We start from the raw sequence: 25819 nt of genomic DNA on the forward strand, positions 1-25819 counted from the left end.
AGATCAGCTGCGGGCACGTTGCAAGGCTCCAATGAAATGATTGTGTCTGGTGATTTCCGCGCCCACCGGCTCAATGACCGAGCGCTCCGCGACGGCACCGACCGAAGCATGCAGCGCTCGTCGGGCCTTGCGGGCGCGTCCCGCAGCGCCGATGCGGGCGATCAGCCCTGTGGCCAGCCCCAAGACAATGCCCAATAATATGCCAATGAAGAGCATCAATGTGGGGACAGGGAAGCCTTCGACCTTTGGAACCTCGGGCAAGGTGAATTGTAGGTACTGCGCACCGAACAGGGCGCCAAGCCAGAGCGCGCCCGCAAGGGCCGTGACCAATGATATCCACTGGATGACGGAGACGATCGGCCACCACCAGGACCCCTTGGTGGCACCGATACCGGTGTTGGCAATTGCCTGGTCCAACTCGTCGGGAAGCTTTGCCTCACCGGCGCGCGCCGCCCGGCGGATCGATCCCTGCCAGGCTTCTGGCGCTCCGGCGCTTGCCTCGTCCGCGTATCGCCGAACCGCGGAATCGGCTTGGGCCCGCTGCGCGGCACCTGGGGCAGGAAGGGACGTGCGATTGAGCTTGGGGTTTACATCCGCGCTCTTGAGGTTGAGCCGGCGCAAAGGGTCGGGTCGGACCTTGGCCAGCCATCGGGTCAGTGGCCAGCCGGTCTTCTTGTGGGCGTCCATCCGATAGGAGGTGCGCACGGCATCCACCACCGTATTCACACCCGCGGCCGCGGCCAGCTCCACGGTCAATGCCTTCTTGGCAGGCTCCCCGGGCAGCTTGAGTTCCTCTTCCCGGGATCCCTCCGCCATCCGGCCCGCGATGGTGGCCACGTCGGCGGTCAGGCGATTTGTCGCGGCACCACGTTCGCTGACCACCCGGGCAATCTCCTGTCGCAGGGCATCCAGGCCCTCGCCGGTAAGCGCCGAGACGCCAAGTATGCGTGGACTTGCCAGGCCGTCTGCCAGAAGGATGGAGCGCAACGAATCCATCACGGGTTCCCGCTGGTTTTCCTTCAGCTTGTCAATTTGGTTCAGGACCACCAAGGTGACCGAGCCGTGGGTAGCCAGAGGCCTGATGAAATCATGGTGGACAGCCGCGTCCGCATACTTTTGGGGATCGAGCACCCAAATCAAGACGTCGACCTGGCCGGCGAGCTTGGTGGCGATCTCGCGATTGGCTGCAACGGTGGAGTCAAAGTCCGGCAGGTCCAAAAGGATCAGGCCGCTGGCTTCCTTCTCCGATCCAAAGAGCCCCTTCTTTTCCAGTCGCAAGGGCGTGTCAATGAGGTGGCGTTCCTGCACGCCCAGCCAATCAAGCAACGGTTCGGATCCTGGGCCTCCCCAGACTCCTGCCATTGGCTGACTGGTGGTCGGCCGGGTTGCGGCGGTCCGTGCGAGGTCCTGTCGCACGATCGCATTGAACAAGGAGGACTTTCCACTGCCCGTCGCTCCGAAAAATCCGACGACCGTATGCTCCGCGGAGAGTGTTCTGCGGGTTGAAGCCCGCTCCAGCACTTGCCACGAAGCATCGCTCACCGCAGGCTCAAGGCGGTCGGTACCCAGTTCGGTGGCTAGCTTGAGCGCTTCAAGCCGACGTTCGAGCGGGCTCACGGTGGCGGTTTGACGTCGGCGGCTCATGCACCTTGCTCCCGGGCCAGTCGGCGGATGGCTGCCGAATTCTGTTTCATGACTTTGGCGTCCTGTGCGGTGGGGATGGTTTCCAGGCGCGAGATGAATCGCTGCTTTTCCGTCTCCAGCAGGGCCGTGCACCGGTCGGCCAGGGAATCCTTTGCCTGCTTGGTGAGCCTGCGCACAGCGTCTTCGCCAAAGATCGCCTCGAGCAGCTTCTGCCCGACCACGGCCGATCCGCCGGCGATTCCGACTTCCAGTCCCGTCAATCCGGCGGTGGAGGCGAAGACGACCACCATCAGTGCCACGGCGACTCCGTTGACGCCGAAGGACACCATGCGTGCGGTCATGCGTTTGCTGGCACCCTCGGTGCGGATGATTTCCATCAGGTCCCCTTGCCAGGCGCGCACCTGCTCTGCCACCTGGTCGGAGAATCCGGGAGACAGTGAACCGAGATTGGCGGTGCCCACCAGGGCTTTGCCTGCCGGGTCGGCCCGCCAGCGCTCTTCAGTGGTTTCACTGGCCTTGGCGGCCTGGTCGACCACCACGGCATGCAGACCGCTTTCTATAGCCTCTTCCACATGGTCCACGGGTTTGGGCTTGCCGGCAAAAAAGGCACCGATCCGATCCCGAAGCCGGCCAATGCCGGATTCAAGGGAACGGAAGAACTCTCCGGTGCCTACGAAGTCCTGCCACCGTGCCAAAACCTCGCCACGCAACAGCGTTCCGTCCTGCACGCTGGACAGAATTCCCTCGTGTGCCTGTTCAAAAGCCTCATCGGCGTATTGGGCCAGGCGGCTGCCGCTGGTCTCCTGCTCCCCCATGGCCACGGCAATGACATCGCTGCGATCCGCGAGCTGGCCAAGCACCCCGGCCAGCGTTTGGCGGGCAATCGATGCCCGTGATTCGGCATTGGCAGCCAGCTCACCCAGCCAGTCCTTGAGCGGATCAACCGCTTTGGCAGGCAGCATGTCCATCTCGTCGAGGTCAAATTCCGGAACCACGAAAAGCTCGGCGCCGCCCAGCCCTTCGCGCAGGAGCATACCGCGCAGGTCGGTGGCAATCTCGTCCTCGAGACCTGCCGGCACGCGGTCCAGGACGACTGCCAGCGTGATATTCCGCCCAGCGGCCTCGGAGAGAAGTTTCCAGGGTACGGCGTCCGCGTAACGGTTGGCCGTCGTGACAAAGATCCAGAGGTCGGCGGCAGACAACAGCTGGCCGGCCAGACGGCGGTTTTCATCCGAGATGGAATCCACGTCTGGAGCATCAAGAATGGCCAAGCCACGTGGGACTGCGTCATCTTGCAACAAGATGATGGAGTCGGTCAGCGCGGCGTCCGGCGTGGCACCCACCCGCGCCGCAGGAATGTGTTGGTCTCGGCTGACTGCGGTTCCGGTGATGCGCCGCAGGCCCGGGAGGATCCTGTCGTTTTCCAGCCAGGCCCGGTCCAGCTCGTGGTGGAGGAGGATTGGTTGGCGGGTGGTGGGTCGAATGGCCCCGGCACGGGTGACAGGGTGTCCCACCAGGGCATTGACCAGTGTGGACTTCCCTGCTCCGGTTGAGCCCCCCACCACGGCCAACAGCGGTGCATCCAGGCTGCGGTATCGCGGCAGGATGTAGTCGTCGAGTTGTTCCACTGCGCTACGCGCGTTTTCGCGTGCCTGGGCAACGCCTGCAATTTCAAGCGGCAAGATGCTGTCCGCAAGATTCGTTCGAACGCCGGTGAGCAGGTTGATGGCTTCCATGTCGGCCGGCACGGCCGAGAGTGGTGGAGAACCTAGGGGTTCAGAGCCATTGCTAGTAGTCACCACTACATCATGCCAAACACTTTGGATTTTTATTCGCAAGCTAGCCGAAGAATTCCAGGGACCTTGGGAAAACCCGTCTTAACGACAAATGGTCCCAAACCGAAGTTTGGAACCATTGTGCTGGTGACCCCAGCGGGATTCGAACCCGCGTTACCGCCGTGAGAGGGCAGCGTACTAGGCCGCTATACGATGGGGCCGCATAGCTGCAACGTTTTAGGACTGTTACCGTCCGATTCCAATGAATCGTGACCCCAGCGGGATTCGAACCCGCGTTACCGCCGTGAGAGGGCAGCGTACTAGGCCGCTATACGATGGGGCCGTATGCTCTGCGTGGGGACTTTCGTCCCCCACGCAGACCGGTCCTCGCTTTCGCGAAGACCGTGACGCTGGGGTACCAGGACTCGAACCTAGAATGTTGGTACCAGAAACCAGTGTGTTGCCAATTACACCATACCCCACAGCGTTGATTCGCTCTCCGGCTTTCTCTTCGAAAGCTTTCGTGCGCCTCAGCACGAGAAATAACTATACCGGCGGATCTGCGGAAAGTACAAATCGGGGGCCCACTAGGATCCTAATGGGCCAAAAACCCCGGGTTTCCGGTGATTATGGCGGCCAAAGAACCAAGATTTTGCAGGATTTCGGTCGATCTGGTTTTGTGATCTGGCGCACGATCCAGCAGGATTCCCTGCAGTCCCGCGTCGATGGCACCCTGCACATCGTTGACCGGGTTGTCCCCGACGTAGAGGGTCGCGCCGCGGGCGGTGCCGAGCAACCGGCAACCGGCATGGAACGGCCGCGGATCCGGCTTCGGCGCCCCGGCGGTATCCGAGCCCACGAGTACTTCGATCCGCCCAAGCCCCGAAAGTTCCAATTTGCGGCGTTGGTAGTCTTCCACGTTATTGCTGACGGCCCCGTAGGGAATGGAAAGGGCGTCCAGGGCATCAAGGCAGTCGTGCACATCGGGGAATGGCGCCCACATGCCCTGAACCACGTCTTCGTAGCGTGCGCTCCAAACGCCAAGGGCTTCTGCCGGCGGGGCATCCAATCCGACAAGTCCATAGGCGCGCCGGATTCGTTCGGCGCGCTGGCCCAGGAATGTCAGTTCCCCGGCCATGTAGCGCTCATACGCCCCAGCACCGTCATCGGCATAGTCCCGCGCCGCATGCTCTCTCAGGCCTCCGGGAACGTCCTTGAAGTCTTCGGAGGTGAGGAAGTGAAATCCCTTGACTGCGGCGGCGTTGAGATCCACCAGCGTGTCGTCAATGTCAAAGAGAACGCCCTCAACCCGGGCCACGGAACGTGCACCGTGAATTGGGTTGAGGGCGCTGGTCGCGTTGTCCACGATTCTCGCTTGCTCCTGCTTACCGGGTGGCCCGGAACGCGCGTACGCGGTTGAGCGAGGATTCCTTGCCCAGAATCACCATCGACTCAAACAGCGGCGGGGAGATCCGCTTGCCGGACACGGCAGTGCGAATGGGCCCAAATGCGTGGCGCGGCTTGATGCCCAGTCCTTCGACCAAGGAGGACTTCAAGACGTCCTGGATGGTCTCGGCGTCCCACTGCGTTGCTGCCTCGAGCGCGGCCAGGCCGGCGTCCAGGACTTCGGCGGTGTTCTCCGGCAGTCCCTTCAGGGCATCGGCGGCAGGCTCAATGGCCGAGTCCTCCGTGAAGAGGAATTCAAGCATGTCGGGCGCCTCGCCCAGCAGGGTGATCCGTTCCTGGACCAGCGGAGCGGCCTCGGTAAGGATCTCATGCTGGCGTTCCGTTAGCTCCTCCCCCACCAGGCCCTGGAACCTGAGGTAGGGAATCAGGCGTTCGCGGAAGTCAGCGGCATCCAGCATGCGCACGTGGGTGCCGTTGATGGCTTCTGCCTTCTTGATGTCAAAGCGTGCCGGGTTCGAGAGCACGTCGTGGACGTCGAAAGCTTCGATGAGCTGGTCCCGGGTGAAGATGTCTTCATCGGCGCTCAAGGACCAGCCAAGCAAGGACAGGTAGTTCAGCAGTCCCTCGGGAATGAAACCGCGGTCCCGGTGCAGGAACAGGCTCGATTCGGGGTCGCGCTTCGAAAGCTTCTTGTTCCCCTGGCCCATCACGTAGGGCAAGTGGCCAAAGAGAGGCATGTACTGGGCGACACCGATTTCAATCAAGGCGCGGTACAAGGCGATCTGGCGGGGGGTCGAGGAGAGAAGGTCCTCGCCGCGCAGCACGTGGGTAATGCCCATCAGCGCATCGTCGACCGGGTTCACGAGAGTGTAGAGCGGCTGGCCGTTGGCGCGCACCACCACGAAGTCCGGGACGGAGCCGGCCTTGAAGGTGATTTCCCCGCGCACCAGGTCGGTGAAGGTCAGGTCTTCGTCCGGCATGCGCACGCGCAACACCGGCTCGCGGCCTTCGGCACGGTAGGCGGCAATCTGCTCTTCGCTGAGGTTACGGTCGAAGCCGTCATAGCCCAGCTTCGGGTCCCGGCCGGCAGCCTTGTGGCGATCTTCGACTTCCTCGGGGGTGGAGAAGGATTCGTAGACATGCCCGCCCGCACGGAGCTTGGCGATGACGTCCTGGTAAATGGCCCCGCGCTGGGACTGGCGGTATGGTTCGTGAGGACCGCCGACGTTGACACCCTCATCCCAGGTGATCCCGAGCCAGTCCAAGGCGTCCAGCAACTGGTGGTAGCTTTCCTCCGAGTCGCGCTTGGCGTCGGTGTCTTCGATGCGGAAAATCATTTTTCCGCCGGTGTGGCGCGCATAGGCCCAGTTGAACAGGGCGGTGCGAATCAGGCCTACGTGCGGTGTGCCGGTCGGAGACGGGCAGAAGCGTACGCGGACGGGGGTTTCATCGGTCACAGTGGGAATGAGGGATACATCAGTCATGATGTGACCATTCTATGTCCCCACACCTAGTCAACCCGCCAGCACAGTGCTGAAGCGCGCAGTCGGGGAGCATAACTGCAGTTGGCCCCGGATACCGGGGCCAACTGCGTTACAAGGGTCCAACCGGGAATTTAGCGGCGGAACGGATTGCTCAAGGTGCCGATTCCCTCGATCTCCACGTCCACGCGCTGTCCCTCGGTCACCAAACCGACGCCGGCCGGGGTACCGGTGAGTATGACGTCACCGGGTAGCAGGGTAAAGGCCTGGGACGCATAGGCAATCAGGTCGTTGATACCCCAGACCATGTCGGAGGTGTTGCCGTCCTGGACGACGTTTCCATCGAGCCTGGTGATCAGCTGGGTGTCCTCGTGGTCCAGCTCGGTCTGGATCCATGGTCCCAGCGGGCATGAGCCATCCCAACCCTTGGCACGAGCCCATTGTCCGTCTGTCCGCTGGGCATCGCGTGCGGTCAGGTCATTGGCGATGGTGTAGCCGAAGACCACGTCTTGGGCCTTTTCGGCGGGAACGTCCTTGCAGATTCTCCCGATGACAACCGCGAGCTCTCCCTCGTAGGAGATTTCCTCGGAGAAGGATGGCAAGGTGATCGGGTCACCCGAGCCGACAACGGAAGTGTTTGGCTTCAGGAACATCAGGGGTTCTGCCGGCACTTCGTTGCCAAGTTCGGCGGCATGGTCGGCGTAGGTACGACCGAAGCACACCACCTTGGAACGGGGAATGATGGGGGCGAGCAACCGGACATCCTCAAGCTTGTGCTTGACGCCGGTTGGCTTGATTCCTTGGAAGAAGGGGTCGCCGGAAATGACGATGACCTCGTCCTCTTCCACGACGCCGTACATGGGGTCACTGTCAACGACAAAACGAGCAATACGCATGGTTTATAGCTTAGTGGCTTCGTTGGAGTCGGGTGCGCGCTTCTGCTTCTGTCGCTTGACCACGTCTTCTTCGGTTTGATCCTCGTCATGCTGGTCGGCAGGTTCGTCTTCGGGATAGCCGGTGGGATTGTTTGACTGCCACCGCCACATGTCCTCGACCATTTGCTCGAGGCCGCGTTCGGCCTTCCAGCCGATTTCCTCACGGGCCAACGTGGGATCGGCGTAGCTCGCCGCTACGTCACCTGGGCGGCGGTCCACGACCTCGTAGGGGATCTCCCGTTCAGAAGTTCGGGCGAATGCCTGGATGACCTCAAGCACCGAGGAGCCGTGTCCGGTTCCCAGGTTCCAGGCGTGCAATCCGCCATGGTCGTGGAGATATTCGAGAGCGGCGAGATGCCCTGCACCCAGATCCACAACATGGATGTAGTCGCGCACGCCCGTTCCGTCTGGCGTCGGGTAGTCTCCCCCGAATACGTTGACTCGCTCGCGAACGCCTACAGCCACCTGCGCGATGTACGGCATCAGGTTGTTGGGGATGCCTTGCGGATCCTCGCCTATCCGGCCGGATTCATGTGAACCCACCGGGTTGAAATAGCGAAGCTTCGCAATGGACCAACGCGGGTCCGAACCTGCAAGGTCATCAAGCATTCCTTCAATGTGCAGCTTGGTCCGGCCATACGGATTGGTGGCAGACAACGCCGTTGATTCAGTGATCGGGAGTTCGAGCGTTTCTCCGTAGACGGTGGCCGATGAGCTAAAGACCAATGTGCGAACGTCGTGGGCTTCCATGGCATCCAGCAGGTTGAGCGTGCCGGTGACGTTGTTGCGATAGTACTTCAGGGGTTCGGAAACGGACTCCCCCACTGCCTTGAGCCCGGCAAAATGGATGACGGCCTCCGGCCGTGCCGTTGCAAACACGTCCTTGAGTCGCGCATCATCCAGCAGGTCGCCTACGTGCAAGCGGGCGTTGTGGCCCGTGAGTTCCCCTACCCGCCGCAAGGCCTCTGGCGAGGAGTTGCTCAGGTTGTCGTAAACGTGGACCTCGTGGCCCTCTTCCAATAGAAGTAAGACCGTGTGGGAGCCGATATAGCCGGCGCCGCCGGTGACCAAAATGCGCATGAATCCATCCTATTGATCATTGACCTGCTTCACTCGGCTAAAACCGCGATGGGGGTGGGATTCTTTTGGAATCCCACCCCCATCACCTGTACTTCGCGCTTACGCGAGTCGTTCCAGCCAGCCGTGGCGATCTGCGACGGTACCGGTTTGGATACCCAGCAATTCCTCACGGAGGGCCATGGTCACTTCACCTGCAGGGGCATCCGGATCGCCGATGTGCTCCTCGCCGTTCTTCAGCACGCCAATCGGGGTGATGACCGCTGCAGTGCCGCAGGCAAAGACTTCCTGGATCTCCCCGCTGGCAATTCCTTCGCGCCATTCGCCCAGGGTGATCGTTCGTTCCTCGACCTCGAGCCCGCGGTCCTTAGCCAGTTGAATGATCGAGGAACGGGTGATGCCTTCAAGGATGGTCCCGGTGAGGCGTGGGGTGATGAGCTTGCCACCCCTCATCACGAAGAAGACGTTCATGCCGCCGAGCTCTTCCACGGCTTCATCGTTGAACGGGTCAAGGAAGAGAACCTGCTTGCAGCCGTTTTGTTCGGCTTCCAGCTGTGCAATCAGCGATGCTGCGTAGTTGCCGCCGCATTTGGCCGCACCTGTGCCGCCGCGTCCAGCGCGTGCGTAGTTGTGCGAGACCCAGATGCCCACCGGCTTCAGTTCACCACCGAAGTAGTTGCCAGCCGGGGAAGCAATGACTCGATAGGAAACCTTGCGAGCCGCGCGAACGCCCAGGAAGGCTTCGGTGGCAATCATGAATGGACGAAGGTAGAGCGCTTCACCGTCGCCACTGGGAACCCACTGGACGTCGGCCGTCACCAGGCGACGCAGCGATTCAACGAAGACTTCCTCATCAAGTTGCGGCAACGCCAACCTCGCTGCCGACCGATTCAGGCGGGCAGCATTTGCATGCGGACGGAAGCTCCAGACGCTTCCATCTTCGTGGCGGTATGCCTTCAGGCCCTCAAAGATTTCCTGGCCGTAGTGCAAGACGGAGGCTGCCGGATCCATGGCAATGGGGCCGTAGGGCTCGATGCGCGCGTTGCTCCAGGTGCCCTGCGGGCCTTCACCATCGGCCGACCAGTCGATGACTGCGGTGTGGTCAGTGAAGAAATCCCCAAAACCTGGGTTGGCCAAAATGTCGGCGCGTTCCTGATCGCTTTTCCGGTGAGTTGAGAGATCTTCAATGAATTCCATGATGCCGTCAGGCTTCCTCTTCGACAGGGTGTTGCGGTGGCAAGCCGACAACGGCTTGCCACCCTAGGATTTGGTTCCTAAATGAACCTAGTCACCAGCTTAAGCCAGTGCGGCAATGATTGCATCGCCGATCTCGGCAGTGGTCCGCGGATCGGTCATTTCATCGCGAGATGCGATATCACTTTCCACTGCCTCCTCGACCCGGCGGGCTGCTTCCGGAAGACCGACATGGTCGAGCAAAAGGGCAGCCGAGAGGATTGCTGCCGTCGGGTCCGCCTTTTGCTGGCCGGCAATGTCCGGGGCCGAACCGTGAACGGGTTCGAACATTGAGGGGGCAGTACGGTCCATGTTGATATTCCCGGATGCCGCCAGGCCGATGCCGCCCGTGATGGCGCCAGCCTGATCGGTGAGGATATCGCCAAAAAGATTGTCGGTGACGATAACGTCAAAACGAGAGGGATTCGTGGTCATGAAAATGGTTGCGGCATCCACATGCAGGTAATCGTGGGTGACGTCCGGAAACTCGACGGCCACGGCCTCCACGGTCCGGCGCCACAGATGACCGGCAAAAACCAGCACGTTGTGCTTGTGGACCAGGGTCACGTGCTTACGGGTACGTTCACTGGCACGACGGAAGGCGTCTCGGACAACTCGCTCGACGCCGTGGGCAGTGTTGATGGAAACCTCGGTGGCGATTTCGTGAGGGGTGCCTGCACGCAGCACACCGCCGTTGCCCACGTATGGACCTTCGGTGCCCTCGCGGACAACAATGAAGTCGACTTCCCCGGGCTCAGCCAACGGGCTCGGCACTCCCGGGTACAACTTGGCCGGGCGCAGGTTCACGAAGTGATCCAAGCTGAAGCGCAACTTCAGCAGCAGCTCGCGTTCAATCAGGCCCGAAGGAATGCGAGTATCGCCCGGGGCTGCACCCACAGCGCCAAACAGGATGGCGTCATGCTTGCGAAGCGCTGCAAGGGTTTCCTCCGGAAGGGTCTCCCCCGTCTCCAGCCAGTGTTCGGCACCGAGCGTGTAGTTGGTCAGCACCAAATGCACGTCCGTGGTTTCGGTTGCCTTCTTCAGGACCTTTACGGCCTCGGCAATTACTTCAGGACCAATGCCATCACCTGGAATGACGGCAATATTCAAGGATTCGCTCATGACAAACGAGTTTATCGACTCGTATCACTATGTGAGCAACCCGTCTCATATCGTGAACGTTCCGATGGCATGGGGCCGATCTCATGCCTGGGCATGATGTACGTCGCGCTCCCACACCGTAGGCTATTTATGGAAGAAACCGCCCCGTTGCCACCGCAGGAATCAATGACGCCGCACCGCACCATAGACAAGTGGATTCGCGAGAATCCAAACAAGGTCGATCTCATTTTGGGCCTTGGAATCTGGCTCGTATTCGGCCTCATTGCCGGCGTCAGTCTTGGTATTTCGGGAAACGGCTGGGCATTGGCCATCCTGGGAACCGTACAAACCCTTCCGCTGATCTGGCGCCGAAGACAACCGGGGCTCGCCGCGGGAATCATCGTCCTCGCGCATCTCATCCAAGTTGGCGTCACCTACGAATTATTGCCGTCACAGATCTCCGTGCCCATCACGATATATACATTGGCGGCGTACGGCCGACGTTGGCAATCCTTCGCCGGCCTTGCCGCGGGCTTGGTTGGGTCCCTGCTTGCCAGTGTGCGCCTAGGCGCTTGGGCCAGCGACAACTCGATCCAGGGCACGGTGCTCAATTTCATAGGACTTTCACTCTTGGTCCTAGTGGCATGGACCTTTGGGGATTTGGCCAGGACCCGGCGACTCAGCCTACAGACACTCGAGGACCGGGCGCGGAGGCTGGAAACTGAACGAGAACAAGAACGTGCTTTGGCTGCCGCCGACGAACGAAGCCATATCGCGCGGGAGATGCATGACATAGTGGCCCATTCACTGTCCGTGATCATCGCGCAATCCGATGGCGCCCGCTATGCGAGTGAACATGACCCGCAAATTGCCAGGGAAACGCTGGCCACAATTGCCCAAACCGGGCGAAGTTCACTCCGAGAGATGCGCCGTCTACTCGGCGTGCTCCGTAGCGATGAAGAGGCGTCCACGAGACCACTGCCAACTCTTGGCGACGTTCCGGCGCTTCTTGAAGCGACGCGAATGAGCGGCTTGGCAATCGATTTTAGGCAGAGCGGTACCGCACGACGCGATCTTCCAGCGGGAGCCGAGCTCACCGCCTACCGCGCCATGCAGGAAGCCCTGACCAATGTGCTCAAGCACGCAGGCCCAGAAGCCGCAACGACCGTGATGCTCGGCTGGGAGAACCGCGGACTGCAACTGACCGTGTCGGACGACGGTCGAGGTGCAGGCGCCATGGACCACGCCGCATCTGGCCAAGGTCTGCGGGGCATGGCCGAACGTGTTGCCCTCTACGACGGTCGAGTCGAGGCTGAGCCCAGGGTCGGCGGAGGCTTCGGCGTGTCCGTATTCATCCCCTACACAGAGGACTAGAAAACTTGTCAAAGGACAACCCCATCCACGTGGCACTCGTAGATGACCAACTGCTGGTTCGCAGCGGCTTCCGAATGCTTATCAATTCCCAAGCAGATCTGGAAGTGGTCGCCGAAGCGTCAAACGGCCGCGAAGCCATTGCCTCCCAGACCCTGGCGGCAGCGGATGTCATTCTCATGGACGTTCGCATGCCCGAAATGAATGGCATAGAAACGACCGAATTCCTGCTCTCCAGGGAACCGGGCGATGCGCCCGGACCCAAAGTCATCGTCCTGACAACCTTTGATCTTGATGAGTACGCACTTGCTGCCATCCAGGCCGGTGCCAGCGGTTTCCTGCTCAAAGATGCGCCACCGGAAGAATTACTTGAATCAATCCGGACGGTCTACCGCGGGGACGCCGTCATTGCACCGTCAACAACCCGGCGGCTCCTGGACCACGTCGCACCGATGCTTCGGAGATCGACTCTTCCGGACAGTGCCCACGTAAAGGCTGTCCGGTCACTAACCCCGCGCGAACGCGAAGTCTTTGGCCTGATCGCCAACGGCCGCTCCAATCCGGAAATTGCAGCGGGGCTGTTCCTGTCTGAAGCAACCGTAAAGACCCACGTGGGGCACATCCTCGCAAAACTCAATGCTCGTGATCGCGTGCAGGCGGTTGTCATCGCCTACGAGACCGGAGTGGTCTCTCCTTAGTCCCTGTAGATGATCCACAACGAAGAAGCCTACTCTCCAACGCGAAGTTGGGGAGTAGGCTTTCAATTCCATTCGATCAGCTAGATGCTGGCTGCATTCACCAGGCTGGCTTCGGAGGGCAAGTTGGAATCAAAGTCTTCCATGCGGGTGCCGACACCAAGAAGTTCGGCAATGGCGGCCACCGTGCGGATTGCCGCCTTTCCGTCACCATACGGGTTTGTCGCCAAGGCCATCTGCTTGTACGCAGCGGCGTCATTGAGCAAGAGCTCCACGGATTCAAAGATCTTCTCTTCGTCCGTGCCGATGAGCCTTACCGTGCCCGCGACCACGGCTTCGGGACGCTCGGTATTCTCGCGCATCACGAGTACCGGCTTGGCGAGGCTCGGCGCCTCTTCCTGTACTCCGCCGGAGTCGGTCAACACGATGTTCGCCGCCGCGATGAGCCGCGTGAACTCGCCGTAGGCCAGCGGCTCGGTCAGGGTGATGTTCGTGCGTCCCTCGATTTCCGGCAGCAGAGCTTCACGCACTGCCGGGTTGCGGTGCAGTGGGAGGATGAACTCGACCTCGGGCTCGGCGGCCGAGAGGCGGGCGAGGGCGCGGCCAATCCCGCGCATGGGCTCACCCTGGTTTTCACGGCGGTGCGTCGTGACCAGGACGATCTTGCGGCCGGAGGCCACCAGTGCTTCCAGAATGGGATCGCTGAAGGGGATGTTCTTCTCCACGACCTTGAACAGCGCATCGATCACGGTGTTGCCGGTCACTGTGATGGTCAGTGGATCAATGGTTTCGTTGATCAGGTTCAGCTGGCTCAGCGTGGTCGGAGCAAGGTGCAAGCTAGCGATCTGTGACGTGATCTTGCGGTTCGCTTCCTCCGGGAACGGCGAGAAGATGTCGTAGCTTCGCAGTCCCGCCTCGGCGTGGACCACCGGGATGCCCCGGTAGAACGCGGCAATGGCGCCGGCGGTCGACGTGGTGGTGTCCCCCTGGACGACCACGGCGTCCGGCTTTTCCTTCTCAAAGATGGCATCCAGACCGTTGATGGTCTTTGTCAGCAAGGAGTTCAGGGTCTGCCGGGGCTGAATGACATCTAGGTCGTATTCCGGGGTGATGTCAAAGAGCTCGTTGACTTGGTCGAGCATCTCTCGGTGCTGACCGGTTACGGTCACCACACAGTCGAAGAGCTCCGATTCCTGCAAGGCCTTCACAATCGGAGCCACCTTGATGGCTTCCGGGCGTGTGCCGTAAATCGGCATAATTTTCTTCACGATTACCTATCCGTTCGGGCGAGCGATGTTGGGGTTACATTGACTCGGGCTTAGCGCCAGAGGCCGCGCGTATCGATAACGTCCTTGCCCGCAAGCGCGGTAGCGGGAACTGCCTTGAACTGATCGTGGTCAACCAGGACCACAATCGTGGATGCCTCGGCCAGGCCGGCGTCCGTGTTGACAAGCTTAACATTGTTGATCCCGGCCAGTGTGGCTGGAAGGGATTCAATGTGTGGCTCGACCAGCAGGAACTCGACGCCCGGCGCCTTTTCGGCCAGCGAGCGGGCAATGGCGATCGACGGGGATTCGCGAAGATCATCGATGTTTGCCTTGAAGGCAAGACCCAAAACGGCCACCTTGCCGTTGAATCCGGGGGTTTCGGTAGACTTGATGACCTTGTCCACGACCCAGGACGGCTTCGCGTCATTGGTTTCTCGGGCCTGGCGGATGAGCTTGGACTCTTCCGGTGCCGCGGCGACGATGAACCACGGGTCAACGGCAATGCAGTGTCCGCCAACGCCCGGGCCCGGCTGCAGGATGTTCACGCGCGGGTGGTGGTTCGCCAGCTCGATGAGCTCCCACACGTCGATCCCGACCTTGTCGGAAATCACCGACAGTTCATTGGCAAAGGCAATGTTGACGTCGCGGTAGGAGTTTTCGACCAGCTTTGCCATTTCGGCCGTGGTTGCGTCGGTGACAAGGATTTCAGCCTCGCAGAAAACGCTGTAGAGATCCTTGGCCATTTGCGCGGCCTCGGGGGTGATGCCGCCGACGATGCGGTCGTTGGTGACCAGTTCCTCCATGACGCGTCCCGGAAGCACGCGCTCCGGGCAGTGGGCGACGTGCAGGGTCGAGGAGTCCAGGTCCGGACGGGCAGCAAGAATGCGGTCGGCCATGTGCTGGGTTGCACCTGGAGGGGACGTCGATTCAAGGATGACCAACTCGTTGCCGCGCAGCTGCGGAGCGATCTTGTCGGCAGCAGCTTCGATGTAGGACAGGTTGGCGCTGCGGTCGGCATTGAATGGCGTCGGCACGGCAACGATGAAGGCGTCGGCGGACGGAGTGTCAAAGCTTGCGCTGAGGGTGCCATTGGCGACCGCGGCCGCCACGAAGTCACCCAGGGCCGGCTCAACGAATGGAACCTCTCCGCGGTTGACGGCGTCAACAGTCCGCGGGGTGACGTCGACGCCTTTGACGATGATGCCCTTGGAGGCAAGGATTGCTGCCGTCGGCAGTCCGATGTAGCCCAGTCCGACTACGGCTACTTCTTTGATACTCGTCACTATGACGTTTCCCCTTGGTTCTAGTGGGCGCGCCCAAGCGTGCAAACAGCCGAGGCACTGAAGTTCAGGAGGCTACGATTCGTAACCTCGACCAGAATACTGCATTCGTCCATTCACTGCAGTTTGTGGGAGATCAGTTTGTATGTCTCAGACAACTTTTGCGCGTTGGCACTCCACGTGCGTTCGGCAAGCATTTGCTTCCTTCCAGCAGCACCCATCGAAGCTCTCTTCGAGGAATGCTCGAGCAAAGATCTGATTGCCACGGCGAGTTGGTGAGGGTCGTCCGGTTTCACGAGTAGGCCAGTTTCCCCATGCACGATCAGCTCGCGCAAGGCAGGCAAGTCCGCCGCGATGACGGGGACTTCGCAGGCCAACGCCTCGACGGGCTTCAGTGGCGTTACTGCCCGCGTTACCGAAAGATTCCTGCGCGGAACCACGAAAATATCCAACACGCAATGATAGGTTCGGGCTTCGTCGCGCGGGACCCGACCCGGGAAGAGGCAATACTCGTAAATACCGAGCGATTTGCTCAGATCCTTGAGATTGTTAGCTTCAACACCACTGCCCACTATTAAGACGCGTAGCTTGGGATTGTCTGGGATGAGTTCTGCAGCGGCCCGGATCAAAAGGTCCAGTCCTTCGTAAGCAACCAAACTGCTCACGGTCCCCACATACTGGAGATCCGGCGACAAGCCGAGCCGCCCACGGGCTTCTTCCCGACCAATGGGGTCTTCCAAGTACGCATCCCCCACCGCGTTCGGAGCGATCGTGATTTTGTTGCTTGGTATGCCCTGCGCGACCAGCTCCGCCCGCATGGCTTCGCCCAGGGTCACTACATGCGTTGCGCGGGAAGCAACGAAGGCTTCCCGCTCCCTGAATAGCTTGTACCGCTGGGACGACTTCGCGCTCTCGGGTCGCGTGGAAGCCCAAGTGTCCGCCAACTGCCCCCGAACTTCGTAGACCCACGGCAAACCGAATGATTCGGCCACACTCAGCACGGCAAGCGCGTTCGAAAAGTCAGTCGTGGTGTGCAGAACGCCAGGTTGCAATCGACCTACAGCAGCGGCGAGCGCATCAGCCTGCTGCTGGATCTTTGACCTCATATCAGAGCGGAAGCGGGCCGGAAGGATGCGCCGATAGGTGATGCCATCGACCACGTCTGCGTCCTGCGCCCGGAGCTTTCCCACGGTCAGTGGGTAACCCGCCCTGGTCAGCACTTCCGTTCTCCAGCCCTCATCCGCAAGTGACATCATGATCGAATGTGAACGCTGGGCGTAGCCACTCCCCGTGTGAGGAAGCGAGTTTGTCAGGAAGTGAAGAGCTGTTCCCTGTGCAAGACGGGCGTCCGGTGCGAAGATCTGCTTCGGGACCGCTGGCAAGGCACCCAAAAATACGCCCAGTTCACTTTGGTAATGACGTAGTTGCTTGTTCGATGGAGGCACTACCGACGACAGAATGTCAATGGCTTCCTGCATATCTCCCAAGTACCAGGCATGCCGTGCCTGTGTTCTACACAGCGCGGTACTCGTAGAGGTTCGATTCTTCAACAAGTGTTCAGCACTCGTTGGGTCTTGAACGGCAATTGCCATGTCACCCAAGCGGGCTAGGCTGACATCTGGAATCAAAGAAGGATCTAATTGTCTCAGATATTCACCAAGCCCGGAGGTGTTTCCCGAGAGCAATAGTCCGACTGCCCTGAGCTGAATTGCCCTTTCGGGGAGCGCCCTGACGAACCCCGCAGTCATCCGTGTCAAGAGCCCTGAATCCAAACGACGTGCTGCTTGTAAGAAGAAGTAGATGGGATCATCACGCACGTTATCGAGGACGATTTTTGCGATGTTTGATAAGTTGCGCATCAATCGAGAACTCGAGTTCCGGAAATTAGTAGTATCCCTATCGGCCACGTTATATCCCTCGTTAAATGATGTTGCGAATCAAGGCTACGTATTTTTCGCCCAGCTTTTCCAGGGATGCTTTCTCAAATACCCAGTCCCGGCCTGTTTCGCCAACTTGAAGATTTTGCCTGTCCATGGAGAGTCTCCGCCACAGATCCGCAATGTGCTCTGGATCGTGATCCACGATGTCTCCCGAAGCAGCGTCGGTGATAATTTGCGCCGCCTCGCCTGTGACGATTCCGGTGATATGTTGGCCCAACGCAAGCAATTCGTAAATTTTCGATGGCACAGTGTGATTGAAGCTCGCCCAATCACTGCGCAAACTCACCACGCAGGTATCCGCCCATAAATAGTGATCCCTGACTGCATCGCCTCGTACAGGAACCTGAAATTCGATTTTTGCATCGACTGATTCCGCATAGCGCCGCAGACGTTCTTCGGCCGTACCAGTGCCAACGATCCGCACTTGAACGCTTTCCGAAACCCTGGTGGAAGCCAGAATCACTGATTCCAGACCTTGGCTCTCCCCCAGGTTGCCCAGATACAACACATGCAACTTCGTGTCCGTACGCTGGGGTGGAGCATCGAGTGGTTCAAAGCTTCTGGTGCTGATCCCGTTATGGATCGTCTTTACGGTGCTCACACCGTCGCTGGTCAAGATCTCGGCAAAACCATCGGTCACTGTTACGACAATTGCCGCTCGTCGTTGGATTTCTCGTACGGCCCAATGCGCAAACTTTGTCAACCATTTCCAGCGCAAAACTCTGGAGTCGGTGATCAGGTCTGGCCACGCGTCACGCATTTCGACGATTAGCGGTCGCCTAAAAATTGATGCAACGAAAAATCCGATAAACATCGTCGGCAAGGCTGGGACGGTTGCGATCACCACATCTGGACGCCCTTGCAGCAGTGCGGTGGGAAGCATTAGGGCCCCGTCGAGCAGATTCTTCAGGATCTTTCCAGTGATACGGCTTGGCTTTTTCATGGATACGAAGCTGAGGATGTTTTCCCCATGAACGCCACGTGCTAAAAAGCAATTTCGCTGTTTTTTCTGGCCCTCAAATACACTACCGACAACCCTAGGTGTCACAACGTTTACGTGCCAACCCGCATTCCGCATAACGTACACGAACGAGTCCCACCGTCGCTGCGGTGGAGAATTCTCTGGTGAATAAGAATGCGTCAGCAGAAGAACGCGCGCTTCCCCCACGGGCATATTCCACCTGTCTCCGGGAGCCTCAACTCCATCTTTTGATTAAACGATTCTACGACATGCATAGCGGTCCATAAGCAAGCCCTATTTTGTCAGCTGCCCAACGTCTAGGACGCTGGCCTGGCTAAGGGGACGGATAGCCCGCTTAAGCTTGAATGGAGCGGCACGGATCTTGGATCTTTTCCAGTGTTAGGAATCGGCGTTCGTCATTCCAGCAACGAAGAGCCGGAATGACAAACGCGTAAGCAGCACCGTACGTATAGTTTTACGCCTCGTTGACGGCATCCACTGCAACGGTCAGCCGGAGTTGTTAGAAGAAGATGTGTCTATCGTTTCGGCCAAACCATTGGACATCTCCCGTCGATGTCAGCTCTGCGTCGCTAACATCCCACGTATGCGCTTTGCCGTCGTTTCCTCGCATCTGGACAAAATTGAACCGGTCAGCCGAATAGATCGTTCCGCCACTATTTACAACGTCACGTAGGAAATTCGTGTCTTCTCCCCTGCTCCTCGCTTGGAAGGGATTCTCCCTGAAGACAGCGGCGTGTCCCAGCATTGTCGGACCCATCACCAGATCCGTGAACCTGTGTTCTCGTTCGCCAAACCGCAAGAGGGTGGCTTCCGAATCAGCCAGGTACATATAGTGCGCCTGCTTGCCCACCACCGAAGCACCGCTGTAACGTATGGCCGCAACCTGGTCGTTCAAGTAATGCTCACCGTATAGGTCGTCATCATCCATCTTGGTTATGAAGTCGCCCTCACAACGTGACACCGCCGTGTTTAGGCACTCGCCCAGAGTGCGCTCCCTACTCAACTCGAGGACCTCAAGATCACGGACGCCGGCGGCCTTGGCCTTATTGGCAAGGACGCCCGGGTCAACCGCAAATCCGTGAGTCACCAGCACCAACTGAACCTCAACGTTCCGTTGGGATCCAATGGTTTGTAAAATATGTTCCAGCTGTTGTGGACGAATAGTCGACACAATGGTGCTGACGCGAGGAACGTTCACCATTGATAGTGGCCCGGACGTGGCATCTACGAGCCCTACGAAGTCCGTGACCTTCTTGGCCCGATGGGCATAAGTATGCTCGCTCCAGATACGCCGCTGCCCCAGATGAACCATCCGGTCGCGAAGCTCCGGACTTCGCACAATGCTCCGAATAGCATGTGCCGCATCTTCTCGCGAATGCGCCTCGATGACTTCCGAAGGCTCGAAGAAGTTCCGAATGGCCGCGCTCGGAGCAGAAACCACTGCAGATCCCGCAGCAGTTATCTCGAATATCCGTCGCGCACACATGCTTGGCGAATCGACCACAGAATTTACGTTAAGAAACACGCTGTAGTACTTGTATGCGGTTAACATCTGATCGTACGGAAGCGTCCCGACGACATGCGTTTCAAACGGCGCAGGAAACTGATACTTTTCCTCGCCTCCATGTTGACGGGAGAAGATATCCAGCCCAAAGCTGAGTTTGGGAGCGACGTCAATAGCCCCGCCCAACACAATTTCCATTTGTTCACGACGTTCCGGGAACTTGTGCGCGAAATACATGCCGGCGAACGCAACGTCGCGTCGAGATTGCGCAACCGGCCTGACGGGATTGTGGAATTCGGGTTGGGCAGCAAAACTCAGGGAGGCCACTCGGTCATGTCCGAGGACTTCCACATAGCGGGGAATCATTCGCTCATCAGAGGTGAATATAAAGTCGAACAGCTTCGCTGCGTCAATGAAGTCATCGAAATGGGGCGGATCCTCCTTGTTCCAGAAAACCGCAGGTATACCCTTGGCTCGGAAAGTGCTAACCATTTCAACGAACGCAGGACGCGGTGCAGTGGGACCAGTCAAGTGGTACTGCCAGGTTTTGGAATTCCCAGCCCACGCCGACTCTACGAACAGCAGGTCATAGCTATTTGAGTCGAGCTCATGCTGCCAGGTGCCTGGCTTTATGAAGGTGCAATCCCATTCGGGCCCCCACGCGCGTGCGCTGAAATCATCAAGGATTACTGCAACTTTCAACGGCGTACTCTTGGAGCGATCGACTACCATCGAAACCGCAGGAAAGGCAATCTTTAGCCGCTTCTCTACCTCCGAGTTTCCCCCGCCCCCGGAGACAACCGTTCGCTGGGAATAGGAATGGCGCCGGTACCAATCCCTAACTTGACCGGCACCACCGTGCCGTAGGTGCCAGATGGCCTTGCGAAGATCAGAAACATCCAATTTCACTAATTTCCCCATCGTTTTTTTAATATACAAACTTTTTTAACATAAACAATGGGAGAGTGTGATCGAAAACTTTTTCAATAACACTCTCCCATCTAAAAAATTCTTCAGATTATTCTATTAGATCCCATTCATCGAATGAAGTAAATTCGCCAATACATCTTCTGAATTAAAATTTTGAACGACGAACTGACGCGCCGCCGCCGTTTGCTCTTCGAAGTGTACTGATTCTTCACGTGTGGCAACAATGTAGTCTGACATTTCTTTGGTATCTGTAAAGATCCAAGACTCGGGATAGATCCACTCTGCACCAGGCCAAGCTAGGCCTACAGGAAGCGCCCTAGAAGCGGCACCGTCGGCAAGCGTGAAGTGGAAAGATTCGAAATCACTTGTAGAGATCGCGATACCAATTCCACGATACCATTCGGCCATGTCGTTGCCTTCGGGGTCGAAGATCACCGAATTTTTGAGCAATGGCGAGGTTTCAATGCGTTCATACTGGGCATTGTAAAAAGCCATCTCGTCTTCGCGGGCGGCCATCCAGGGATATTGTTCCGGCCGTTTTCCCTTGATTCGGAGGGTGTATCGATCATCAACTTGACGAAGGTGTTCGAGCAGATCGAGTACCAAGTCGAATCGCTTCATCTGCGGAACCATCCCAACAAACCCAAGAACGAAATTTGAGTCCTCATTTTTCGGAAGGTCCAGTTTACGAGTGTCCACTGCGTTAGGTATGACCATGGTCTTCTCAGAAGGAATACCAAACTTCTTTATGGCCATGCCTCGGATCAGTTCGCTGACAAAGATTACTCGGTCAACAGATTTGAAGTCCACGGCACGAGGGTAGTCCGTAAACAGCTCTTGGGAATGGAATCGCGTAATCAGCCGTTGCTCAGGACGCTTGTTTTTGGAATACCACGCCAAGTTGCCCAGAGACCACTCGCAAAATATCGTTGTTGCTTCTTCGAGCAGGGCCCTGCTTCGCTCCACATCGTGTTGCGCGTGCCCCTTCCACTTGTCGACAAGCAACTTGTGGCCTTGGCCCTCGATGGCGTCCATGACAGCGCCCGCAAACTTCAAATCGTGTCCGGCAATAAGAACACGTTCTGCAATGCCGCCTCTGTCGGATTCGGTCACGGCTGGCTCCACCAGGTCTCTACGCAACGTGAATGGACGACGAAGTGTGAGGGATCCTTCACGAACCGAAGTAACCAACTCGGAGGACAGTGTGGGGCCGTCGACAAGATAATCGGGCTTCCACCAAAGCGGCAGGCCTCGCTCGTCCACCGAGGCATCAGATGCAACTACGCGTGCGGCATCACTATAGAAGTAGGCAGTGAGCAAATCCTGGAAAAGATTTGAGTCATCGAGGTAAGAATCTGCATTGTTTATTCGCAGCATGTCCATACGCAGATTAGCCACATCGGTAACTTCAATACCGGCATCTCGCAACAAGTCGCCGGCATGAGGCTGGCAATCTGCCATTCGTACGATAACAAGTGCAGGACGGACGCTGCTTGCCAAAATCGAATTGGCGTTCGAGACCGTCAGACTTGCAAGCTCTAGTTGGAAGCTTGGAAGCTCGGGAATCTCTACCTGTATACCCGCCATGCGTAGCGCGCTCGCGAGACGATGACACGCCAAATGTTTTTCGAAGGTAATCCTTAGCGGGCCCCACGCATCCTGGACGCGGTCCTTTTCACTATTCATCCAGAGCTCGGAAATCAGCTGGGCTTCCGTTTTCGTGCGAACAACCGGAATCATATCGTTGAAGAGCCAAGATACACCGAAGCTCTTTCCGCTTATCGTTGCGGTGCCGCACGCTGCCAGCTCAAATACTCGACGCGAAAACATGGTCGGAGAATTGTTGACTGAGTTTACATTGACATGCACAGGATGGGACTTGTAGGCCTCAACCATTTCCTCATACGCCAATCCACCTCGGACGAATTCTTGAAGACTCGATGGGAACTTGTAAACAGACTCCGCCATGTCTGCCTGTCGATCGTAGATCGTCAACCCTTGCGTTTTTGCTCCCTGAAGAATGAACTTAAGCTCGCTAGAGCGTTCCGCATATCGCTCGCCGTAGTAAGAACCGCCGTAAGCGACGGAGTGCGAGTACGGACGCGATGTACCCTTTGGGTTGTGGATATCAGGTTGCGCCCAAAAGGACATGCTACCCAATGCCTTCAAGTGGGGTCCGCGATTTTCCCAGTACCCTTCGAGACAGTTTGCGTCAGTGGACAGCACAACATCAAAAAGTTCTGCAGTCGATTTGAATCGATTGAAGTGGACCGGATCTTCCTTGTTCCAGAATATTGTCGGGATTCCACGAGTTCGGCAGAAATCAATCAATTCCGAAAGATGGCTGCACTCCTCATCATCGTAATATCCGACCTTGCGGGTCCACGCGCCGTTGTTGCCTGCCCACGCGGATTCAACGAATAGGGCATCTACGTTGGACTCGGACAACAACTCACGCCAATCGCTCGGCGTCGGCGAAACCACGTGTACTTCTCGGCTGAGCGTAGACGCCGTGAACGTATCAGCAATCAGTGCGATATTGACCGCGCGCAAGTCCTTGCCAACACGTGTCCGTCTTTGCACGACGCGAACCGAACTCACAAATGTCTTTGCAATGATAGGCCACGTGCGCTCTTCAACAGTCCATTTGCGAGCGCGTCGTCCAATGCTTTGGCTCAACTTCGGGTCATTCGCTAGAAGCCTGATTTTTTCGATTAGTGAGTCAACATCATCTGCGTCAAAGATCACGCCTCGAGAACCGTCCGAACCCAACAGCGTTGCAATTGGGCCCACGTTCGAGCCGATTACGGGCCGGCCAGCTGCCATGGCCTCGATCGGCTTCAACGGCGAAACCAATTCCGTCACGATGTTCGATTTACGCGGACAAACTACTGCGTCAAACAAGGCCAGGTAGTCGTTTATGTCTTCGTTGGGTACGCGCCCCGTGAACCGTACTCGATCCGAGACGCCAAGTCGTTCAGCTTTGCTCTTGAGCGAAGCGAGTTCCGCGCCATCCCCAACTACCAACACCCCAACATGGGCCAGTTCGGATGGAAGCTTCGAAATGGCGTCAACCAGGAGATCCAAGCCCTCGTATCCGACGAGACTACCCGCATAGCCGAGCAGGAACTCACCTTTTTTCTTCAAGTTCTTTACGGCGGATCGTTCTGAAGGCAGCGGAACATACTGGAATATGTTTGCTGCGTTGGGAAGGATATCGATACGATCCGCAGCGGTACCCCGGAGTACGAGTTCTTTTTTGACCTCTTCGGTGATGGCGAAGACCCGGTCAGCGTTGTTCGCGACCAAGCGTTCGAGCTCAACTGCCAAAGTGAATCTCTCCGACTTGGCCCACGTCTCGTTCGAGGCGGCTGCAGTGACTTCCCACAAGCCGCGCACTTCATAGATGAAAGGAATCCCGAGACGTCGTGCCGCGATCAAGGCAGGCAACGCAGTAATGTGATTCGATGCGGATACGATCACTGAAGGCCGGTTCAGCATCGCTTCACGCATGAACATATCAACAGAGAGCTGAATAAACTTATCCAACGGATCGTTTCTCAACGAGACGCCGGGATTGAAATGCGTATCTACGCCTTGGAAGCGACGGACCAGGCGCTTGCTCGGCGGCATTTTCCCGTTGATATTTGAATCCCAAGGGTAACCAGGGCGGGCAACGATGAAAAGCTCAAGTCCAGCTTCAGTCACTGCGGACGTTAGCCCGGTGGTGCGAGTTGAATAACCGTTGCTGTTGTATTCGCCTGTGCTGTGGGCACAGTACATAACCTTATCGGCGAGTGGAACATAGGCGGCCGTACCAACCTTAGGCGGCACATCTGGAAGTCTTTCCTGAAGGCGACCCCAGCCCGCGAGTTGGTCGGCCATGGATCCAAAGTTCGGTAAACCGTCGATACCTGAGACAAGCTCACGAATCGTGTTCAGGGGACCCCGGATTTCACCTAAATCACGGAACTTCAAAAGTTCGTTCTTGACAGCAACAACTGTAGCCGCCAGTTCCTCAGTTGACTTCTCTAGGTTGCGTTCCTGGGGTTGCATTGACGGGTAGTTTACAGGTCTAGCCTCATGCGGGGTTGGGCTAGACCTTGTCTGATTCACCTGGATACCAGCTGATAAGGGTCCGTCAATTTCAAGTGTATTAGTACCCGAGGCCGGTGCGGTCAGCGGCTTCGAGAATGGGGACTTCAAGCTTCTGACAGCTCGAACTACAGGATGTGCACGTAAGTTGTCGTATGCCTTCTTGAATTTCTCCGAACGCGCCTTTTCGTTCTGGAGTTTGATTCGTGCGATTCGGAGTTCTTCCCCCAGTACATTGAGGCTCTTTCGATTCTCGGCTTTCTCCCGTTCAAGCTTTTTCAAGGACGTCATCTGACGGGCAAGAAGACCTTTATCCTTGACCGCCTGCTTTTTGAAAACTCCGTTTGCTGCCTTGAGCTTGTCGTTCTCGACTTTCAACGCCAGTACATCGTCGAGAAGCAAATCTTCTATATGGCCCTCATGCTTGCTGTAACTCTCCCGAAGTTTGAAACTTTGGGCACGAGAAACGATGGCCCCTGTCCCCATTTTCGTTGACTGTCGCACCTAATGAACTCCATCCGCAAATCGTCATTACTGAGAACAATTCTAACGGAGGTAGACGGTCGCTAGGATGACACACGCGCCAGACTATTGACGTGCGTATTCACACACATACGTCACCCACGGCTACGAACTTCCAAAAGTGGCGCGTTCACTCCACCGTCCGGGTTCGCTATAAATCACGGAACAAGGAAACGACTTGGGCCGTCCTGTTGCAGGACCTCGAGAAGTGCAGTCATTTCAAATTCTGCCTCGGATCCTTATGCCGAGATCCACTTGAAACGAGTTGGAGCATATAGCGACACGATCATCGGGTCCGGATAACGTTTGGGCGTTTCATCGCCGGTTGGAAACAACATAGTTGCTGGCATGCTGGTCGGTTGCCCTTGGGTAATGCAGGCTATCTGTTCCCTAAACGAGGTTATGGAGTACTAGGCGAAGCCCTATCATCGAAGGTACTGCGGAGCGGAACCTCAGCACCTTTCATTGGCATTTGAAGGACTGCAGGGGTCAACTCTCACCACATGAGCACGGCTGTTCGGACGAAGCTTCGGTAGTAGTTGTGGGACGATCGGGTAGCGGCAGTGAGCGGATCGGACG

The 25819-nt window shown here is 57.9% G+C and carries 16 protein-coding genes and 3 tRNA genes; 2 read left to right on the forward strand and 17 right to left on the reverse strand.

What is annotated here, in order from left to right; genetic code table 11:
* Positions 1-3: 3 nt before the first annotated feature.
* From ABD687_RS04330 to ABD687_RS04380, 11 genes are all read right to left on the reverse strand, one after another.
* Complete coding sequence (locus ABD687_RS04330) at positions 4-1644, reverse strand: GTPase (protein ID WP_310293244.1); 1641 nt, start codon at positions 1642-1644, stop codon at positions 4-6.
* On the reverse strand, positions 1641-3380 hold the full coding sequence (locus tag ABD687_RS04335; RefSeq protein ID WP_310293242.1) for a dynamin family protein: 1740 nt from the start codon (positions 3378-3380) through the stop codon (positions 1641-1643). The genes ABD687_RS04330 and ABD687_RS04335 overlap by 4 nt, the downstream gene beginning before the upstream one ends.
* 184 nt (positions 3381-3564) lie before the next feature.
* Positions 3565-3640, reverse strand: a tRNA-Glu gene (locus ABD687_RS04340).
* A 49-nt stretch (positions 3641-3689) separates the two neighbouring features.
* Positions 3690-3762, reverse strand: a tRNA-Glu gene (locus tag ABD687_RS04345).
* Positions 3763-3829: 67 nt separating this feature from the next.
* Positions 3830-3901 (reverse strand) — tRNA-Gln (locus ABD687_RS04350).
* Between the two features lie 113 nt (positions 3902-4014).
* Positions 4015-4785 carry an HAD family hydrolase gene (locus ABD687_RS04355; RefSeq protein ID WP_310293241.1) on the reverse strand — a complete coding sequence of 257 codons (771 nt, stop codon included), beginning with the start codon at positions 4783-4785 and terminating at the stop codon, positions 4015-4017.
* Positions 4786-4804: 19 nt separating this feature from the next.
* Positions 4805-6310, reverse strand: coding sequence for a glutamate--tRNA ligase (gene gltX, locus ABD687_RS04360; protein WP_310293240.1), 1506 nt, complete (start codon positions 6308-6310; stop codon positions 4805-4807).
* Positions 6311-6441: 131 nt separating this feature from the next.
* Entirely contained in the window at positions 6442-7203 is a 762-nt protein-coding gene (locus ABD687_RS04365) for a fumarylacetoacetate hydrolase family protein (protein WP_264269802.1), read from the reverse strand.
* Between the two features lie 3 nt (positions 7204-7206).
* A complete protein-coding gene (gene galE, locus ABD687_RS04370) occupies positions 7207-8322 on the reverse strand; it encodes a UDP-glucose 4-epimerase GalE (protein WP_310293236.1) in 1116 nt (371 codons plus the stop codon).
* Positions 8323-8421: 99 nt separating this feature from the next.
* Entirely contained in the window at positions 8422-9516 is a 1095-nt protein-coding gene (locus tag ABD687_RS04375) for a branched-chain amino acid aminotransferase (RefSeq protein ID WP_310293235.1), read from the reverse strand.
* A 99-nt stretch (positions 9517-9615) separates the two neighbouring features.
* On the reverse strand, positions 9616-10674 hold the full coding sequence (locus ABD687_RS04380; RefSeq protein ID WP_310293233.1) for a 3-isopropylmalate dehydrogenase: 1059 nt from the start codon (positions 10672-10674) through the stop codon (positions 9616-9618).
* Positions 10675-10803: 129 nt separating this feature from the next.
* Here ABD687_RS04380 and ABD687_RS04385 point away from each other — a divergent pair, with 129 nt between their 5' ends.
* Entirely contained in the window at positions 10804-12027 is a 1224-nt protein-coding gene (locus tag ABD687_RS04385; protein ID WP_310293231.1) for a DUF7134 domain-containing protein, read from the forward strand.
* A gap of 5 nt (positions 12028-12032) precedes the next feature.
* Positions 12033-12722 (forward strand): response regulator, encoded by a 690-nt coding sequence (locus tag ABD687_RS04390; RefSeq protein WP_310293230.1) that lies wholly within the window; start codon positions 12033-12035, stop codon positions 12720-12722.
* A gap of 80 nt (positions 12723-12802) precedes the next feature.
* Here the strand turns inward: ABD687_RS04390 and wecB are convergent, their stop codons facing one another.
* The 6 genes from wecB to ABD687_RS04420 all read right to left on the reverse strand — a co-directional run bounded on the left by wecB (position 12803) and on the right by ABD687_RS04420 (position 25222).
* Positions 12803-13987, reverse strand: a complete 1185-nt coding sequence (gene wecB / locus ABD687_RS04395; protein ID WP_310293228.1) for a non-hydrolyzing UDP-N-acetylglucosamine 2-epimerase — start codon at positions 13985-13987, stop codon at positions 12803-12805.
* A 50-nt stretch (positions 13988-14037) separates the two neighbouring features.
* Positions 14038-15270, reverse strand: coding sequence for a UDP-N-acetyl-D-mannosamine dehydrogenase (gene wecC / locus ABD687_RS04400; RefSeq protein WP_310293227.1), 1233 nt, complete (start codon positions 15268-15270; stop codon positions 14038-14040).
* A gap of 113 nt (positions 15271-15383) precedes the next feature.
* The gene (locus tag ABD687_RS04405) at positions 15384-17126 is read right to left on the reverse strand and encodes a glycosyltransferase family 4 protein (protein ID WP_310293224.1); all 1743 of its coding nucleotides are present in this window, start codon (positions 17124-17126) and stop codon (positions 15384-15386) included.
* A gap of 61 nt (positions 17127-17187) precedes the next feature.
* Entirely contained in the window at positions 17188-18381 is a 1194-nt protein-coding gene (locus tag ABD687_RS04410) for a glycosyltransferase family 4 protein (protein WP_344760963.1), read from the reverse strand.
* A 307-nt stretch (positions 18382-18688) separates the two neighbouring features.
* The gene (locus ABD687_RS04415) at positions 18689-20602 is read right to left on the reverse strand and encodes a glycosyltransferase family protein (RefSeq protein WP_310293222.1); all 1914 of its coding nucleotides are present in this window, start codon (positions 20600-20602) and stop codon (positions 18689-18691) included.
* A gap of 117 nt (positions 20603-20719) precedes the next feature.
* Positions 20720-25222 (reverse strand): glycosyltransferase, encoded by a 4503-nt coding sequence (locus ABD687_RS04420; RefSeq protein ID WP_310293220.1) that lies wholly within the window; start codon positions 25220-25222, stop codon positions 20720-20722.
* Positions 25223-25819: the final 597 nt, after the last annotated feature.

The organism is Paeniglutamicibacter sulfureus, from assembly GCF_039535115.1.
Classification (GTDB): domain Bacteria; phylum Actinomycetota; class Actinomycetes; order Actinomycetales; family Micrococcaceae; genus Paeniglutamicibacter; species Paeniglutamicibacter sulfureus.

Excerpts from the sequence above, each read along its gene's own strand:
- ABD687_RS04330 (WP_310293244.1), bottom strand. The coding sequence starts at position 1,644 with ATGAGCCGCCGACGTCAAACCGCCACCGTGAGCCCGCTCGAACGTCGG.
- ABD687_RS04375 (WP_310293235.1), bottom strand. The coding sequence starts at position 9,516 with ATGGAATTCATTGAAGATCTCTCAACTCACCGGAAAAGCGATCAGGAA.
- galE (WP_310293236.1), bottom strand. The coding sequence starts at position 8,322 with ATGCGCATTTTGGTCACCGGCGGCGCCGGCTATATCGGCTCCCACACG.
- ABD687_RS04385 (WP_310293231.1), top strand. The coding sequence starts at position 10,804 with ATGGAAGAAACCGCCCCGTTGCCACCGCAGGAATCAATGACGCCGCAC.
- ABD687_RS04405 (WP_310293224.1), bottom strand. The coding sequence starts at position 17,126 with ATGCGCAACTTATCAAACATCGCAAAAATCGTCCTCGATAACGTGCGT.
- ABD687_RS04380 (WP_310293233.1), bottom strand. The coding sequence starts at position 10,674 with ATGAGCGAATCCTTGAATATTGCCGTCATTCCAGGTGATGGCATTGGT.
- ABD687_RS04335 (WP_310293242.1), bottom strand. The coding sequence starts at position 3,380 with ATGGAAGCCATCAACCTGCTCACCGGCGTTCGAACGAATCTTGCGGAC.
- gltX (WP_310293240.1), bottom strand. The coding sequence starts at position 6,310 with ATGACTGATGTATCCCTCATTCCCACTGTGACCGATGAAACCCCCGTC.
- ABD687_RS04410 (WP_344760963.1), bottom strand. The coding sequence starts at position 18,381 with ATGCCCGTGGGGGAAGCGCGCGTTCTTCTGCTGACGCATTCTTATTCA.
- ABD687_RS04365 (WP_264269802.1), bottom strand. The coding sequence starts at position 7,203 with ATGCGTATTGCTCGTTTTGTCGTTGACAGTGACCCCATGTACGGCGTC.